This window comes from Actinoplanes philippinensis, assembly GCF_900113015.1.
Classification (GTDB): Bacteria; Actinomycetota; Actinomycetes; order Mycobacteriales; family Micromonosporaceae; genus Actinoplanes; species Actinoplanes philippinensis.
The window spans coordinates 372,653-388,881 of sequence record NZ_FONV01000002.1 but is presented as its reverse complement, the minus strand read 5'-3'; the positions used below and the strand labels follow the sequence as shown (position 1 = coordinate 388,881).

12 protein-coding genes are annotated in these 16,229 nt (G+C 71.7%); 10 read left to right on the top strand and 2 right to left on the bottom strand.

What is annotated here, in order from left to right; genetic code table 11:
• The first annotated feature begins 130 nt into the window (after positions 1-130).
• From hisI to BM290_RS05260, 3 genes are read left to right on the top strand one after another with little or no spacing between them, the layout of a single operon-like run.
• The gene (hisI, locus tag BM290_RS05270) at positions 131-505 is read left to right on the top strand and encodes a phosphoribosyl-AMP cyclohydrolase (RefSeq protein WP_373871034.1); all 375 of its coding nucleotides are present in this window, start codon (positions 131-133) and stop codon (positions 503-505) included.
• Positions 502-2,004: an anthranilate synthase component I gene (locus tag BM290_RS05265; protein WP_093610549.1), complete on the top strand. Its 1,503-nt coding sequence runs from the start codon at positions 502-504 to the stop codon at positions 2,002-2,004. Before hisI ends, BM290_RS05265 begins: the two co-directional genes overlap by 4 nt.
• Positions 2,001-2,537 (top strand): Trp biosynthesis-associated membrane protein, encoded by a 537-nt coding sequence (locus BM290_RS05260; protein ID WP_093610547.1) that lies wholly within the window; start codon positions 2,001-2,003, stop codon positions 2,535-2,537. Before BM290_RS05265 ends, BM290_RS05260 begins: the two co-directional genes overlap by 4 nt.
• A gap of 87 nt (positions 2,538-2,624) precedes the next feature.
• Here the strand turns inward: BM290_RS05260 and BM290_RS05255 are convergent, their stop codons facing one another.
• On the bottom strand, positions 2,625-2,894 hold the full coding sequence (locus BM290_RS05255; protein ID WP_093610545.1) for a hypothetical protein: 270 nt from the start codon (positions 2,892-2,894) through the stop codon (positions 2,625-2,627).
• A gap of 399 nt (positions 2,895-3,293) precedes the next feature.
• Here BM290_RS05255 and trpC point away from each other — a divergent pair, with 399 nt between their 5' ends.
• The 5 genes from trpC (at position 3,294) to BM290_RS05230 (ending at position 8,503) form a co-directional block, all read left to right on the top strand.
• Positions 3,294-4,085 (top strand): indole-3-glycerol phosphate synthase TrpC, encoded by a 792-nt coding sequence (gene trpC, locus BM290_RS05250; protein ID WP_239143398.1) that lies wholly within the window; start codon positions 3,294-3,296, stop codon positions 4,083-4,085.
• Positions 4,082-5,323, top strand: coding sequence for a tryptophan synthase subunit beta (gene trpB, locus BM290_RS05245; RefSeq protein ID WP_093610541.1), 1,242 nt, complete (start codon positions 4,082-4,084; stop codon positions 5,321-5,323). The genes trpC and trpB overlap by 4 nt, the downstream gene beginning before the upstream one ends.
• Complete coding sequence (gene trpA, locus BM290_RS05240) at positions 5,320-6,117, top strand: tryptophan synthase subunit alpha (RefSeq protein WP_093610539.1); 798 nt, start codon at positions 5,320-5,322, stop codon at positions 6,115-6,117. The genes trpB and trpA overlap by 4 nt, the downstream gene beginning before the upstream one ends.
• Positions 6,118-6,192: 75 nt before the next feature.
• Positions 6,193-7,311, top strand: a complete 1,119-nt coding sequence (gene lgt, locus BM290_RS05235; protein WP_093610537.1) for a prolipoprotein diacylglyceryl transferase — start codon at positions 6,193-6,195, stop codon at positions 7,309-7,311.
• Positions 7,312-7,315: 4 nt separating this feature from the next.
• On the top strand, positions 7,316-8,503 hold the full coding sequence (locus tag BM290_RS05230; protein ID WP_093610535.1) for an FAD-dependent oxidoreductase: 1,188 nt from the start codon (positions 7,316-7,318) through the stop codon (positions 8,501-8,503).
• A 590-nt stretch (positions 8,504-9,093) separates the two neighbouring features.
• On the opposite strand, the gene BM290_RS05225 is transcribed toward BM290_RS05230, so the two are convergent.
• Positions 9,094-9,966, bottom strand: a complete 873-nt coding sequence (locus BM290_RS05225) for a GNAT family N-acetyltransferase (RefSeq protein ID WP_093610533.1) — start codon at positions 9,964-9,966, stop codon at positions 9,094-9,096.
• A 172-nt stretch (positions 9,967-10,138) separates the two neighbouring features.
• Here BM290_RS05225 and gltB point away from each other — a divergent pair, with 172 nt between their 5' ends.
• Both gltB and BM290_RS05215 read left to right on the top strand, forming a co-directional pair.
• Positions 10,139-14,710 (top strand): glutamate synthase large subunit, encoded by a 4,572-nt coding sequence (gene gltB / locus BM290_RS05220; RefSeq protein ID WP_093610531.1) that lies wholly within the window; start codon positions 10,139-10,141, stop codon positions 14,708-14,710.
• On the top strand, positions 14,703-16,172 hold the full coding sequence (locus BM290_RS05215) for a glutamate synthase subunit beta (protein WP_093610529.1): 1,470 nt from the start codon (positions 14,703-14,705) through the stop codon (positions 16,170-16,172). The genes gltB and BM290_RS05215 overlap by 8 nt, the downstream gene beginning before the upstream one ends.
• Positions 16,173-16,229 lie beyond the last annotated feature (57 nt).

The following is a 16,229-nucleotide window of genomic DNA, read 5'->3' as shown; positions in this document are numbered from 1 at the left end:
GGCGCCGGGCAGTCAGGCACGTACCGCGCTTCCCGGCGACGGTACCGCTCCGAATCGTCGAACACACCCCCGGTTACCGGATCGTGGGCCCCCCGCGGGTCGTTACGGCCGTGACAGACGATGGGGGAGAATCGCATCCGTGCCCGTACCCGATGTAGAGACCGCCCTGGATCCGGCCATCGCCGCCCGCCTCAAGCGCACCCCCGACGGCCTCGTCGCAGCGATCGTGCAGGAGCACGGCACCGGTGACGTCCTGATGCTCGGCTGGATGGACGACGAGGCCCTGCACCGCACCCTGACCACCGGCCGCGCCACCTACTGGTCCCGCAGCCGCGGGGAGTACTGGGTGAAGGGCGAGACCTCCGGCCACCACCAGCACGTGCGCGGCGTCTCCCTCGACTGCGACGGCGACGCGCTGCTGGTCACCGTGGTGCAGACCGGCGCCGCCTGCCACAACGGCACCCACACCTGCTTCACCGACGACCTGCTTACGGAGGGCCAGTGACCAGCGGAGCCACCTTCCCCGACGAGGCCGGTTTCGTCGCGGCGCGCAAACGGGTCGTCCCGGTCACCCGCAAGCTGCTGGCCGACGGCGAGACCCCGATCGGCGTCTACACCAAGCTGGCCGGCGGCCCGGGCACCTTCCTGCTCGAGTCGGCGGAGCAGGGCCTGGCCTGGTCGCGGTATTCGTTCGTCGGGGTCCGCAGCGTCGCCACACTGACCGAGCGGGACGGGCAGGCCGTCTGGCTGGGCACGCCGCCGACCGGGGTGCCGCTCGACGGCGACCCGGTGGCCGCCCTGCGCGAGACGGTCGCCGCGCTGACCGGCGCCCTCGACGAGAGCCTGCCCCCGCTCACCGGCGGTCTCGTCGGCTACCTCGGCTACGACCTGGTCCGCCGCTTCGAGCGGCTGCCGTCCACCGCCGCCGACGATCTGCGCCTGCCCGAGCTGGGCATGCTGCTCGCCACCGACCTGGTGGTGCTCGACCACCACGAGGGCTCGGCGCTGCTCGTCGCCAACGCGGTGCTCGACGCGGACGCCGACGACGCGGCCCGCAGTGCGGCGTACCACCAGGCCGTCGGCCGCCTCGACGCGATGACCACCGCACTGTCGCGCCCCACCCCGCCGATGGTCTCCACGGTCGACCGCCGCCCGGCCGGGGAGCCGGTCAGCCGCACCCTTCCGGGGGAGTACCCGAAGGCGGTCGAGGAGGCCAAGGAGGCGATCCGGGCCGGTGAGTGCTTCCAGATCGTGGTGGCGCAGCGGTTCGAGCGGCCCACCGACGCCACCGCGCTCGACGTCTACCGGGTGCTGCGGGCCACCAACCCGAGTCCGTACATGTACCTGCTCCGCTTCGACGACTTCGACATCGTCGGCTCGTCGCCCGAGGCGCACCTCAAGGTGAGCGCCAACCGCACCGCGCTGCTGCACCCGATCGCCGGCACCCGCTGGCGGGGCGCCACCCCCGAGCAGGACGCCGCGCTCGCCGCCGAGCTGCTCGCCGACCCGAAGGAGCGGGCCGAGCACGTGATGCTGGTCGACCTGGGCCGCAACGACCTGGGCCGGGTCTGCGAGCCGGGCAGCGTCGAGGTGCCGGAGTTCGCCCGGATCGAGCGGTACAGCCACGTCATGCACATCGTCTCGACCGTGGTCGGCCGGCTCCGCGACGACCGGACCGCTTTCGACGCGCTGGCCGCGACGTTCCCGGCGGGCACCCTCTCCGGCGCGCCCAAGGTCCGGGCCATGGAGATCATCGAGCAGCTGGAGCCGACCCGGCGCGGCCTCTACGGCGGCACGGTCGGCTACTTCGGCTTCGCCGGCGACATGGACATGGCGATCGCGATCCGGACCGCGCTGCTCAAGGACGGTGTGGCGTATGTGGGGGCCGGCGCGGGCATCGTCGCCGACTCCGACCCGGCCGCCGAGGAGCAGGAGACCCGTAACAAGGCCGCCGCGGTGCTCGCCGCGATCGCCTCGGCGGAGACCCTGCGCGCCGCCCGATGAGGACGTATCCTCAGGCTGTCCTGGCCGGCCTGGCCGGCGGTGGGCTGGCGCTCCTCGCGGCGACCCGGGAGTGGGCCGTCGACGTCGAGCAGCGGCCCGGTTTGTCGGATCTGCGGACTGTGCAGACCGGCGCCGACGCCCAGCCGTGGCTGATCGGCGTGGCGGTCGTCGCGCTCGCCGCCACCGGGGCCCTGCTGGCGACCCGCGGCCGGGCCCGGCGGCTGCTGGGCGTGGTGCTGGCCCTGACCGGCGTGAGCGTCGCGGTCGGCGCGATCGTCGCCCGGGCCGGCCTCGACCCGGGCTCGGCGAGCCCGGTCTGGCCGATCGCCTGCGTCTGCGGCGGCGCGGCGGTGACGGTGGCCGGCGTGCTCGCCGCGCGGCACGGTCACCTCTGGTCGGCGATGTCCTCGCGGTACGAGCGGCGCCCGGCCGCTGCGGCCTCCAGCGAGCCGTTCCCGGGCCAGGACGTGTCGTCCTCGGGCCGGGACCTCTGGGATGCGCTGGACCGTGGCGAGGACCCGACCGCGCGCTGAGCCCGTGCCGGGCCGGCCGGTCGTCCTCAGCCGGGTGGTCCTCAGGCGGCCCGGTCGGTCGCGGGCTGCCCGGTCGTGTTCTGCGCCTTACCGGTGAGCGCTGGTCAGCGGCTTGGCGCGACGGCGGCCGGCCGGAGCGACCGCGATCATCGCGGCGACCGCGCGGGCCGTCTCGGCGCGGGCGGCGGCCCGTGCCCGGTCGGCCTGGATGGCGTCCCACGCGTTCTCCCGCGCGGTCCGCACGTTGTCCGAACCGACGACCGCCCGCTGGACGCCCGTGGCGACCTCGGCGGCCACCGAGACGAGAACTCGGGACACGACGGCGAAATTCATCGGCTGGGTTAACTCAGTGGCCATGAGGTCGACTCCGCAATATCGTCCGGCTGGCTGACGGCGTACTGGACGCCGGGACAAGTCTGCCCGAGTCACATGATGGTGGAGTCGTATTTCCGCACGGTGACACCCGTGTCAACGCGGCGTGGTATCGGCCGAACGGGGGAGGTCCCCCTGCACAGCGGCCTGAGCACTGCTCGCGCGATGTGAGCGAGGAGACATCCTCGACGGGCAGCCAGGCATTATGCCGCAGTCCATTCCGTGAGGCGCGCCATACCCCCGGCCCCCCGTCACCGGGTGTCACCTCCTAGCATCGGGCCGAAGACACCCGGAGAGGGGAGTCATTACGTGACATCCGATCAGGCGGAAGCGGGCACCGGCGGACCCGCTGGCGGAGCGGCAAAGCAGAACGTTCTCGAGGAGATCCTCGCCGGCGTCCGTGAGGACGTGGCGGCGCGGCAGGCACAGGTGCCTCTCGAGCGGGTGCGGGAGCTCGCCGCGGCGGCCCCGCCCGCGATCGACGCGTACGCCGCGTTGCGCAAGCCCGGCGTGGCGGTGATCGCCGAAGTGAAGCGGGCGTCGCCGTCCAAGGGCGCGATCGCCGACATCCCCGACCCGGCCGAGCTGGCGGGGGAGTATGCGCAGGGCGGCGCCCGGTGCATCAGCGTCCTCACCGAGGGCCGGTGGTTCGGCGGCTCGCTGGACGATCTCGCCGCGGTGCGCGCCGCCGTGAAGATCCCGGTGCTGCGCAAGGACTTCGTGGTCTCCAGCTACCAGGTCCACGAGGCCCGCGCCCACGGCGCCGACCTGGTGCTGCTGATCGTCGCGGCCCTCGAGCAGAACGTGCTGGTCGGCCTCCTCGAGCGCATCGAGTCGCTGGGCATGACCGCCCTCGTCGAGGTGCACAACGAGGAGGAGGCGGACCGGGCGCTCGAGGCGAACGCGAAGGTCATCGGGGTGAACGCCCGCGACCTGCGTACCCTCGAGGTGGACCGGTCGGTCTTCGAGCGGATCGCCCCCGGCCTCCCGCAGAGCGTCGTGAAGATCGCCGAGTCCGGTGTGCGCGGCCCGCACGACCTGATCCGGTATGCGTCGGCGGGCGCTGACGCGGTCCTGGTCGGTGAGGGCCTGGTGACCCAGAAGTCGCCGCGTGACGCGGTGGCCGAGCTGGTCAACGCCGGCAACCACCCGGCGACGCCGAGGCCCGTGCGGTGAGCGCCCCCACGTTGCCGGACCTGGCCGGCCACTTCGGCCGGTACGGCGGACGGTTCGTGCCCGAGGCGCTGATCAAGGCCCTCGACGAGCTGGACGCGGCGTACCGGTCGGCGAAACAGGACCCGGAGTTCCAGGCACAGTTCCAGGACCTGCTGCTCAACTATGCGGGCGTGCCGTCGCTGCTCTACCGGGCGACCCGGCTGTCCGAGGCCCTGGGCGCGGAGATCCTGCTGAAGCGGGAGGACCTGAACCACACCGGCGCCCATAAGGTGCGCAACGTGCTGGGGCAGGCGCTGCTCGCCAAGCGGATGGGCAAGCCGCGGGTGATCGCCGAGACCGGCGCCGGTCAGCACGGTGTCGCCAGCGCGACCGCTGCGGCCCTGCTCGACCTGGAGTGCGTCGTCTACATGGGCGAGACCGACACCCAGCGTCAGGCGCTGAACGTGGCCCGGATGCGGATGCTCGGGGCGACGGTGGTCCCGGTGACGAACGGTTCCCGTACCCTCAAGGACGCTCTGAACGAGGCGTTGCGGGACTGGGTCTCCACCGTCGAGACCACCCACTACCTCCTCGGGACCGCGGCCGGCCCGCATCCGTTCCCGGAGCTGGTGCGCGACTTCGTCGGCGGCATCGGCGTCGAGGCCCGGGCCCAGTGCCTGGAGCAGCTCGGCCGCCTGCCGGACGCGGTGGCCGCGTGCGTGGGCGGCGGGTCCAACGCGATCGGCATCTTCCACGCGTTCGTGCCCGACGAGGGCGTCCGGCTGTACGGTTTCGAGGCCGGCGGCGACGGCGTGGAGACCGGCCGGCACGCGGCGTCGATCACCGGTGGCTCAGTCGGTGTGCTGCACGGCAACCGCACCTATCTGCTGCAGGACGACGACGGCCAGACCATCGAGTCGCACTCGATCTCGGCCGGCCTGGACTACCCGGGCGTCGGCCCGGAGCACGCCTGGCTGCACGACACCGGCCGGGCGGTCTACGAGCCGGTGACCGACGCCGAGGCGATGGCCGCGTTCCAGCTGCTCTGCCGGACCGAGGGGATCATCCCGGCGATCGAGAGCTCGCACGCTCTCGCCGGCGCCGCGAAGATCGCCCCGCGCCTGCGCGAGGAGCTCGGCCGGACACCGACGATCGTGATCAACCTGTCCGGGCGCGGTGACAAGGACGTGCACACCGCGGGGGCCTACTTCGGCATCCTCGATCAGGTCGAGACGGTCGTCCCGGGGGAGAACACGTGAGCATCGCGGAGACGTTCGCCAAGGCGAAGGCGGAGAACCGGTCGGTGCTCGTCGGCTGCATGCCGGCCGGTTTCCCGACGGTCGACCACAGCATCGAGCAGATGATCGCGATGCACGAGGCCGGCTGTGACGTGATCGAGGTCGAGCTTCCGTACTCCGATCCGGTGATGGACGGCCCGGTGATCCAGAAGGCGAGCGACATCGCGCTGGCCAACGGCGTCCGTACCCGGGACACCCTGAAGATCATCGACGCGGTCTCGTCGGCGGGCGCCACGGTCGTGCTGATGACCTACTGGAACCCGATCGAGAAGTACGGTGTCGACGCGTTCGCCCGCGACCTGGCCGCGGCCGGCGCGACCGGCCTGATCACGCCCGACCTGATCCCGGACGAGGCGGCCGAGTGGATCGCCGCCGCCGACGCGCACCGGATCGACCGGACATTCCTGGTCGCCCCGAGCTCCACCGACGAGCGGATCGCGATGACCCTGGCCAACTGCCGGGGCTTCGTCTACGCGACCGCGCTGATGGGTGTCACCGGCGCCCGGAAGAGCGTGTCGTCGCAGGCTCCCGAGCTGGTCCAGCGGATCCGGGCGATCGACCCGGAGATGCCAATCGGCGTGGGCCTGGGCGTCGGCAACGGGCAGCAGGCCGCCGAGGTGGCCGCGTTCGCTGACGGCGTGATCGTCGGCAGCGCGCTGATCCGCTGCGTGCTGGAGGCCGACGACCGTACCTCCGGGCTCGACAATCTGCGCGCCCTGAGCGCCGAGCTCGCGGACGGCGTCCGCCGCAGATAACAACCGGGCACCGGCTGATTTCAGCCGGTGCCCTGGGCATCACAGATCGACCGCGCGACGGTAGCGTGTGCACCCGTGATAATCGCCGCCATCCCCAGTCCCACCGAGTCGGTGTGGCATGTGCTCGGGTTTCCGATTCGCGCCTACGCCCTCTGCATCATCCTCGGCATGGTCGCCGCGACGCTGATCCTGGAGCAGCGGCTGCGCCATCGCGGGGCGGCGCCGTGGGTGTCGCTCGACATCGTGGTGTGGGCGGTGCCGTTCGGCATCATCGGCGCCCGGATCTATCACGTGATCACGTCGCCGCAGGACTACTTCGGTGAGGGCGGCAGCCCGGTCAAGGCGTTCTTCATCTGGGAGGGCGGCCTCGGCATCTGGGGCGCGGTCGCGGGTGGCGCGGTCGGCGCGCTCATCGCGGCCCGGCAGATCGGCATCCCGCTGAGTGTGGTGGCCGACTCGCTGGCCCCGGGCCTGCCGGTGGCGCAGGCGATCGGCCGTCTCGGCAACTGGTTCAACAACGAGCTGTACGGCGGCGTCACCACCGTTCCGTGGGGCCTCGAGGTGCACGAGATGGACCCGTCGAACCCGGGCCACGCCGTGATGATCGACGGTGAGCCGGTGACCCGTCCCGACCTCTACCACCCGACGTTCCTCTACGAGCTGGTGTGGAACCTGGGTGTCGCCCTGTTCGTCTGGCTGCTGGACCGGAAGTTCAAGTTCGGCCGGGGCCGGGCCTTCGCGCTCTACGTGATGGCCTACACGGTCGGCCGCTTCTGGATCGAGATCCTGCGTGAGGACACCGCGACGCACTTCTTCGGCATCCGGCTCAACGTCTACACCTCGATCCTCGTCTTCCTGGGCGCGGCGATCTACTTCTTCATGGTGAAGGGCCCGCGCGGCTACGTGGTGCCGATCGACGGCCCGGACACCGTCGCCGAGCCGGCCGCCGCCGACGCCGACAGTGACGTCTCGCAGGTGGACGTGACCGCCGCCGGCAAGACCGCCGAGCGCAAGCCCCCGGTGGCGTACCGGCTGGTCACCGAGGAGCAGTTCGTGGAGTATCAGAAGTCGGGCGCCCTGCCGGAGGAGGAGAAGGCCGCCGAGCCGGAGCCCGAGCCCGCGCCGGTGTCGGCCGGGTCCGCCGGCGACGGCGAGGCCGACGACTCCGCCGACAAACCCGCCGACAAGGACTGATCCCATGCGCACGGCCGTGGTGGTGGGCGCGGGGATGGCCGGCCTGGCCGCCGCGGGCGCGCTGTCGCGTTCCGGCTGGCGGGTGACCGTCCTGGAGCGCGCCGAGCGGGTCGCCGCGCCACCGACAGCGGTGGTGCTCTGGCCCAACGGCCTGCGTGCGCTCCAGTCCCTCGATCCGGAGGGCGGCTGGACGGCGATCGCGTCACCGCTGCCCGACGGCGGGGTCCGGCGCCCGGACGGGCAGTGGCTGGTGGCGCCGCGTGCCCGCTCCGGCACGGGCGCGTCACCGGCGGCCGCCCACCTGGAGGACGTGTACGACGCGCTGGTCGCGGGCCTCGGCGAGGTGGAGATCCGCACCGGGTTCGAGGCGACGACGATCCGCACCGGGCTGCGGAGCCGGCCGGTGATCAGCGACGGGCGTACCACTATCGAAACGGACCTGCTGGTCGGCGCGGACGGCATCGACAGCCGGGTGCGCGCCGCAGTCGCCCCCGAGTCGGTGGCGGTCGGCTCCGGCTTCGCCGCCTGGCAGGCGGTCATCCCCGCTTTCCGGGTCCCGCGCCTCGACGGCGACCGCTGCGTCGGCGGCGAGACGCTCGGCGCCGGTTACCGGTTCGTGGCGATCCCGCTCGGCGACCACGCGGCCGGCCGCGGCGGCGTCTACTGGGTGGCCACGGCGGCCGGCGCGGCCCGTCCCGAGGCCCCCGCCACCCAGCTGGCCCTGTTGCGCCGCTGGTTCTCCGGCTGGCACGAGCCGGTCGGCGCGCTCCTCGACGCCACCCGCCCCGAGGACCTGGTCCCGCAGGGCGTCCGCGAGCTGCGCCCCCTCCCGCGCGCCTACGGTTTCCCGTCCGGTCCGGGCGGCGTGGTCCTGGTCGGCGACGCCGCCCACGCCATGCCACACCATCTGGGCCAGGGCGCGTGCCTGGCCTTCGAGGATGTGGCGACGCTGCGTTCCCTGGTCGCCGACACCGAACCGGGCCCCGCGCTCACCACCGCCGTCGAGACCTACAGCCGCCTGCGCCGCCCGCGCACCACCACCGTCGTCCGCCAGAACCGGCGGATGTCCGCGGTCGTCCAGGCCCGCGGCCGCCTCGCCCTCCGCGCCCGCGACGCCGCGCTCAACCACATGCGCCCGCGCCTGCTGGCCCGTTCGCTCGACCCCTCCGCCGACTGGATCCCCCCGGAATAGCCCTCGAAAATACAAATCCGGTCCCGGTGGTCCGTTCACTTCCGGCAATGCGCGAATTCAACGGTGCCATTGCTTTGGTACGCACGTAACCGCACACAACCGCACCATTCCCGCCCCGCCGGTTCCCGCACAACGCAGTCCCTGCTCCAGGCCGCCCGCCCCCGCCGGGCCAATGCGGTGGTCCCGCTCACCCCACCGCCCCGCCTCCGAGCCCCCGCCGTTCTGGGCTCGCTCCCGCCACCCCCGCCTGAACCCAGCCAGCCCTCAGCGCTTTCGTGCGCGCCGTTGCAGCCGTGACCGCTGGCTGGGTTGAGCAGGCCGGCGGGCAGCGCTGTATCGGCGGGCTGATGCAGCGCTGAGGACCGGCGGGGTAGGGGTGAGACGAGGGGGAGGTTCAGAGTTCGGGACGGGTGGATGGGAGATCTCACATTTTCGTTCACCTGTTTGTGAAGATCATTTGCCGTGGGTGCGGTGCAGCTCGTGGGCGTGGGAACCCGTCAGAAGTAAGTGGTCAAACTCATAGCGGTGCTTACGGCGTACCATCATGTGGGAAGTGTGAGGAATCGCTGACCTGGCGCCGGGCCGCCTGCCTAGAGGGGTGCGGCGGCCGGTTCGGCGATGCAGGCCGTGCCCACCCGCCGGAAGCCGACGCGGGTGTAGAGGCGTGCCACGTCGTCGTCGCCCGCGGACAGGAACGCCAGGTTGACGCCCTCGTTCAGCAGCCGCCCGGCGATCGTGGCGGTGAGCTGCGAGGCGTAGCCGCGGCGGCGCGCGGACGGCAGCGTGGCCACCCCGACGATCTCGGCCACGTCGTCGTGCCGCTGGCTGGTGGCGGTGGCGAGGATGCCCTCGACCGGCGACTCGGCCACGGCGGTCAGGTAGTCGCCTCCGGCGGCCATCTCCCGGGCCTGCTGCACGGCCTCGGCGGTCAGGGCCGCGCCCGCGTCCCGCTCGGCCGGCCCGGCGACGTCGATGACCAGCGTCTTCTCCGCCGCTTCGAGGGGCGCCTGGTACGCGGGAGCGCCGAACCCGAGCCGCGCCACGGTGCGGGCGTGCCGCAGGTCGTCGGCGAACGTCTCGGCGGCCGGGTCGAGGTAGCGGATGGCCGCGTCGCGCAGCGGCAGGTCGGGGACGAGGGCCGCCGGGTCGAGCACGAGCAGCGGGGCGAGGAGCACGTCGAGGCCGGCGGACCGGGCGACGGCCAGCAGGTCGGGGGTGGTCTCGTGCACCCATTCGAAGGTCTCGGGCAGACCGAGCTCGCGCTGGCGGGCCCGGACGTCGAGGATGTCGGCGGCCGAGGGGGTGTGCGAACCCGGCCTCGGGCGGGCATAGTAGGGCCAGCCCTCTCCCTCGCGGATGAAGAGAACGAGAGACCCGATCTCTTCGGCTCGCGTCCAGGGTCGGGGCAAAGCGTCGTAGAACCGCTCGAGTCGGTCGAAGAGGTCGGAATCCGCTGGCGCCATCGCGCGAGACTACCGGTCCTCGCACCGGCTGTGCTATTCAGTTCGTCCGCGGATCGGCGCGTGATCGCACGAGGTGTGATCAATCCGCATCTGGCGGAGATCAGAGGCTCTTAACGTAGACTCAAGAGACTTTGCAGGGCCGACGTCGTCCCGACCTCAGAATGAAACACCAGTGACGACAGGAGGCCCGGTGGCATATCCGCACCCCCAGGGGCTTTACGACCCTCAGACGGAGCGCGACGCCTGCGGTGTGGCATTCATTGCCGACATTCACGGTCGTCGTTCCCATGATGTGGTGGCCAAGGGTCTGACCGCGCTGATCCGGCTTGATCACCGGGGCGCGCGTGGCGCCGAGCAGAACACCGGTGACGGCGCCGGCATCATGATCCAGATCCCGGACGAGTACTACCGCGCCGCGGCCGGCTTCGCGCTGCCGCCGGCCGGGCAGTATGCGACCGGCCTCGTCTTCCTGCCCACGGACCCCGACGATGCGGCCCGTGCGACGAAGGTGTTCGAGAAGTACGTGCTCGTCGAGGGCGGTGAGGTGCTCGGCTGGCGCGACGTCCCGGTCGACCCGTCCGACCTGGGCGCGACCGCGGAGGACGCCCGTCCCGCGATCCGCCAGGTGTTCCTCTCCGCGCACCGGCTCGTCGACTCGCCCGCCGGCCCCGCCGGCGCGGCTCTGAGCGGCATCGAGCTGGACCGGGTGGCGTTCTGCATCCGCAAGCAGGCCGAGCGCGAGACCTCGCAGCGTGGCGTCGCGGCGTATTTCCCGTCGCTGTCCTCGCGGACCATCACGTACAAGGGCATGCTCACGCCCGAGCAGCTGCCGGCGTTCTTCCCGGAGCTGTCCGACGAGCGGGTGGCCAGTGCGATCGCCCTGGTGCACTCCCGGTTCTCGACGAACACGTTCCCGTCGTGGCCGCTGGCCCACCCGTACCGGCTGATCGCCCACAACGGCGAGATCAACACGATCCGCGGCAACAAGAACTGGATGGCCGCCCGCGAGGCGCTGCTGTCCACGCCGAACCTGCCGGGCAACATCAAGCGCCTCTTCCCGATCAACTCGCCGGAGGCGTCCGACTCGGCCAGCTTCGACGAGGTGCTGGAGCTGCTGCACCTGGCCGGCCGGAGCCTGCCGCACGCGGTGCTCATGATGATCCCCGAGGCGTGGGAGAACGACCCGGAGATGGAGCCCTCGCGGCGTGCCTTCTACCGGTTCCACGCGAGCCTCATGGAGCCGTGGGACGGTCCCGCCGCCGTGGCGTTCACCGACGGCACGGTCATCGGCGCCGTGCTGGACCGTAACGGCCTGCGCCCGGGGCGCTGGTGGCACACGAAGGACGGCCTGGTCGCGCTCGGTTCCGAGGCCGGCATCATCGACGTCGAGCCCGCTGACGTGGTGGCCAAGGGCCGTCTGCAGCCGGGCAAGATGTTCCTGGTCGACACCGCGGCCGGCCGGATCGTGCACGACGGCGAGATCAAGGCCGAGCTGGCCGCCGCCGAGCCGTACGCGGACTGGCTGCACGCCGGGCTGATCGAGCTCAACGACCTGCCCGCCCGGGAGCACGTGATCTACACGCACGACTCGGTGCTGCGCCGTCAGCAGGTATTCGGCTACTCCGAGGAGGAGCTGAAGATTCTGGTGGCGCCGATGGCCCGCGGTGGCGCCGAGCCGCTGGGCTCGATGGGCACGGACACCCCGATCTCGCCGCTGTCGACCCGGCCTCGGCTGATGTTCGACTACTTCCACCAGCTGTTCGCGCAGGTCACCAACCCGCCGCTGGACGCCATCCGGGAGGAGCTGGTCACCAGCCTCGCGGCGACGATCGGGCCGGAAGGCAACCTGCTCAAGCCGGGTCCGGCCAGCTGCCGGCAGATCGTCCTGCCGTACCCGGTGATCGACAACGACGAGCTCGCCAAGATCCTCTCCATCGACGAGGACGGCGACCTGCCCGGTTTCAAGGCGGTCCGGGTCTCCGGGCTGTACCCGTTGCGGGACGGCGCGGCCGGCATCAAGGCGCGGCTCACCCAGATCTGCCGGCACGTGTCGGAGGCGATCGAGGACGGCGTACGCATCCTGGTGCTCTCCGACCGCGACTCCAACGCGGACCTGGCGCCGATCCCGTCCCTGCTGCTCACCGCGGCCGTGCACCAGCACCTGGTCCGCGAGCAGACCCGCACCCAGGTGGCGCTGGTCGTCGAATCGGGTGACTGCCGCGAGGTGCACCACGCCGCGACGCTGATCGGCTTCGGCGCGGCGGCGGTCAACCCGTACCTCGCCTTCGAGAGCGCCGAGGACCTGATCGCCACCGGCGCGCTGCCGGGCCTGGACCCGCGCAAGGCGGTCCGCAACTACATCAAGGCGCTCAGCAAGGGCGTCCTGAAGATCATGTCCAAGATGGGCATCTCGACCGTGTCGTCGTACTGCGGCGCGCAGGTCTTCGAGGCCGTCGGCCTGGACAACAAGCTGCTCCAGCGCTACTTCGCGGGCACCTCCGGCCGGATCGGCGGCGTCGGTCTCGCCGAGATCCACGAGGAGATCAAGGCCCGGCACGCGAAGGCGTACCCGGCGAACAAGGCCGAGCGGGCGCACCGCCGGCTCGAGGTCGGCGGCGAGTACCAGTGGCGTCGTGAGGGTGAGCTGCACCTGTTCAACCCGGAGACGGTCTTCCTGCTGCAGCACGCGACGCGCAGCAAGCAGTACGACGTGTTCCGCCGCTACACCGGCAAGGTCGACGAGCTGTCGGCGCAGGCCGGTCACCTGCGTGGCCTGTTCCGGTTCGACTCGGACCGTACGCCGATCTCGATCGACGAGGTGGAGCCGGTCAGCGAGATCGTCAAGCGGTTCTCCACCGGCGCGATGAGCTACGGCTCGATCTCCGCGGAGTCGCACGAGACCCTGGCCATCGCGATGAACCGGCTCGGCGCCAAGTCGAACACCGGCGAGGGCGGCGAGGACGTCGAGCGGCTGTACGACCCGGAGCGCCGTTCCGCGATCAAGCAGATCGCCTCCGGCCGTTTCGGTGTCACGAGTGAGTACCTAGTGAACGCCGACGACCTGCAGATCAAGATGGCGCAGGGCGCGAAGCCGGGCGAGGGTGGTCAGCTGCCCGGCAACAAGGTGTGGCCGTGGATCGCCAAGACCCGGCACGCCACCCCGGGCGTCGGCCTGATCTCGCCGCCGCCGCACCACGACATCTACTCCATCGAGGACCTGGCCCAGCTGGTCCACGACCTCAAGATGGTCAACCCGCAGTCGCGGGTGCACGTCAAGCTGGTCAGCGAGATCGGCGTGGGCACGGTCGCGGCGGGTGTCGCCAAGCTCAAGGCCGACGTCATCCTGATCTCCGGCCACGACGGCGGCACCGGCGCGTCCCCGCTGAATTCGCTCAAGCACGCCGGCACCCCGTGGGAGCTGGGCCTGGCCGAGGCACAGCAGACGCTGCTGCTCAACAAGCTGCGGGACCGGGTCACCGTGCAGGTCGACGGCCAGCTCAAGACCGGCCGCGACGTGGTGGTGGCCGCTCTGCTGGGCGCCGAGGAGTTCGGTTTCGCGACGGCGCCGCTGATCGTCTCCGGCTGCATCATGATGCGGGTCTGCCACCTGGACACCTGTCCGGTCGGCATCGCCACGCAGAACCCGGTGCTGCGGGAGCGGTTCACCGGCAAGCCGGAGTTCGTCGAGAACTTCTTCCTCTTCCTAGCCGAGGAGGTCCGGGAGATCCTCGCCGAGCTGGGTTTCCGCAGCATCGACGAGGCGATCGGCCACGCCGAGATCCTGAACGTGACCGAGGCCGTCGACCACTGGAAGGCCAAGGGCCTCGACCTGTCGCCGGTGCTCTACGTGCCGGAGCTGCCGGAGGGCGCCGCCCGCCGCGGTGTCGTCGCCCAGGACCACGGCCTCGACAAGGCGCTGGACAACCAGTTGATCGAGCTGGCCCAGCCGGCCCTGACCGACGGCCTGCCGGTGCACGCCGAGCTGGCCGCCCACAACGACCAGCGCAGCGTCGGCGCGATGCTCGGCGGCGAGGTGAGCCGGCGGTACGGCGGCAACGGCCTGCCCGACGACACCATCTCGTTCACCCTGCGCGGCACCGGTGGCAACTCGTTCGGCGCCTTCCTGCCGCGCGGTGTCACGCTGCGCCTGATCGGCGACTCCAACGACTACGTCGGCAAGGGCCTGTCCGGTGGCCGGCTGATCGTGCGCCCCGCCGAGGACGCGCCGTTCACCGCCGAGGACAACACCATCGCCGGCAACACCATCCTGTACGGCGCGACCGGCGGCGAGATCTTCCTGCGCGGCCGGGTCGGCGAGCGCTTCGCGGTCCGTAACTCGGGCGGTGTCGCGGTCGTCGAGGGCGTGGGCGATCACGGCTGCGAGTACATGACCGGCGGCACGGTGGTGGTGCTCGGCGCGACCGGCCGTAACTTCGCGGCCGGCATGAGCGGCGGCAAGGCGTTCGTGCTCGACCTGGACCAGTCGCTGGTCAACCCGGAGCTGGTCGACCTGGGCCCGCTCACCGACGACGAGCGCGACCAGCTCCGCTCGCTCGTCGAGAAGCACCACTCGGAGACCGACTCGGCCGTGGCCGGCCGCCTGCTCAAGGACTGGAGCGCGGCGGTGGAGCGGTTCACCGCCGTGGTGCCGCGCGACTACAAGCGCGTCATGGAACTGATCAGGACCGCCGAGGCTGCCGGTCGCAACGTGGACGAGGCGGTCATGGGAGTCACCAGTGCCTGACCCTAACGGTTTCCTCCGGTACGAGCGGCAGCTCCCGAAGCGCCGGCCGGTTCCGGTCCGGATCCTGGACTGGAAAGAGGTCTACCCGCCCGCGGGCGAGGAGCTGATCCGCGACCAGGCGACCCGCTGCATGGACTGCGGCATCCCGTTCTGTCACGACGGCTGTCCGCTGGGCAACCGCATCCCGGACTGGAACGACCTGGTCCGGACCGGGGGATGGGCGGCCGCGTCCGACTCGCTGCACGCCACCAACAACTTCCCCGAGTTCACCGGCCGGCTCTGCCCGGCGCCGTGCGAGGCCGCGTGTGTGCTCGGCATCGCCGACGACCCGGTGACGATCAAGCAGGTCGAGGTGGAGATCGCCAACTACGCGTTCGGGGCGGGCCTCACGCCGCAGCCGGCGCCGGCGTCCTCCGGCAAGTCGGTCGCCGTCGTCGGCTCCGGCCCGGCCGGCCTGGCCGCCGCCCAGCAGCTGGCGCGGGCCGGCCACGCGGTCACCGTCTACGAGCGCGACGACCGGATCGGCGGCCTGCTGCGGTACGGCATCCCCGACTTCAAGATCGAGAAGCACGTCATCGACGCGCGGCTCGCCCAGATGGCGGCCGAGGGTGTGGAGTTCCAGACCGGCGTCGACGTCGGCGCCGACATCACCGCCGACGACCTGCGTGACCGGTACGACGCGGTGCTGCTGGCGGCGGGCGCGCTCGCCGGCCGGGACACCCCGGACACCCCGGGCCGCCACCTCAACGGCGTGCACCTGGCCATGGAGCACCTGGTCCCGGCCAACCGGATCGTCGCCGGCCTGCAGGACACCACGCCGATCGACGCCAAGGGCAAGCACGTCGTCATCATCGGCGGCGGCGACACCGGCGCCGACTGCCTGGGCGTCGCCCACCGCCAGGGCGCGGCGTCGATCACCCAGCTCGACCAGTACCCGTTGCCGCCCGAGGTGCGGACCGGCGTCAAGGACCCGTGGCCGACGTGGCCGCTGATCCTGCGCAACTACGCCGCGCACGAGGAGGGTGGCGACCGTGTCTTCGGCGTCGCCGTCCAGGAGTTCGTCGGCGACGAGAACGGCGACCTGGTCGCGATCCGCATCGCCGACGTCTCGGTGCAGCGGATCGACGGCGTGCGCACGGTCAGCGTCACTCCCGGTTCCGAGCGCGAGCTGCGCGCCGATCTGGTCCTTCTTGCGATCGGATTCGAGGGTACGGAGGACCAGCCCCTGCTCCGGCAGTTCGGCCTGACCCGTAACCGGCGCAACGTGCTGGACGCGGACGCGGGCTGGCAGACCGGCGCCGAGGGTGTCTTCGTCGCGGGCGACATGCACAAGGGCGCGTCCCTGATCGTCTGGGCGATCGCCGAGGGCCGGGCCGCCGCGGCCGCCATCCACCGGTACCTCGGCGCGGCCGGGGAACTGCCCGCCCCGGTGCGTTCGGATTCGCAGCCGCTGTCCGTCTGATCCGCTTTCCCTGCCCGGGCCCGTCACCTTTCCGGTGGCGGGCCCGGCGCTTTTCCG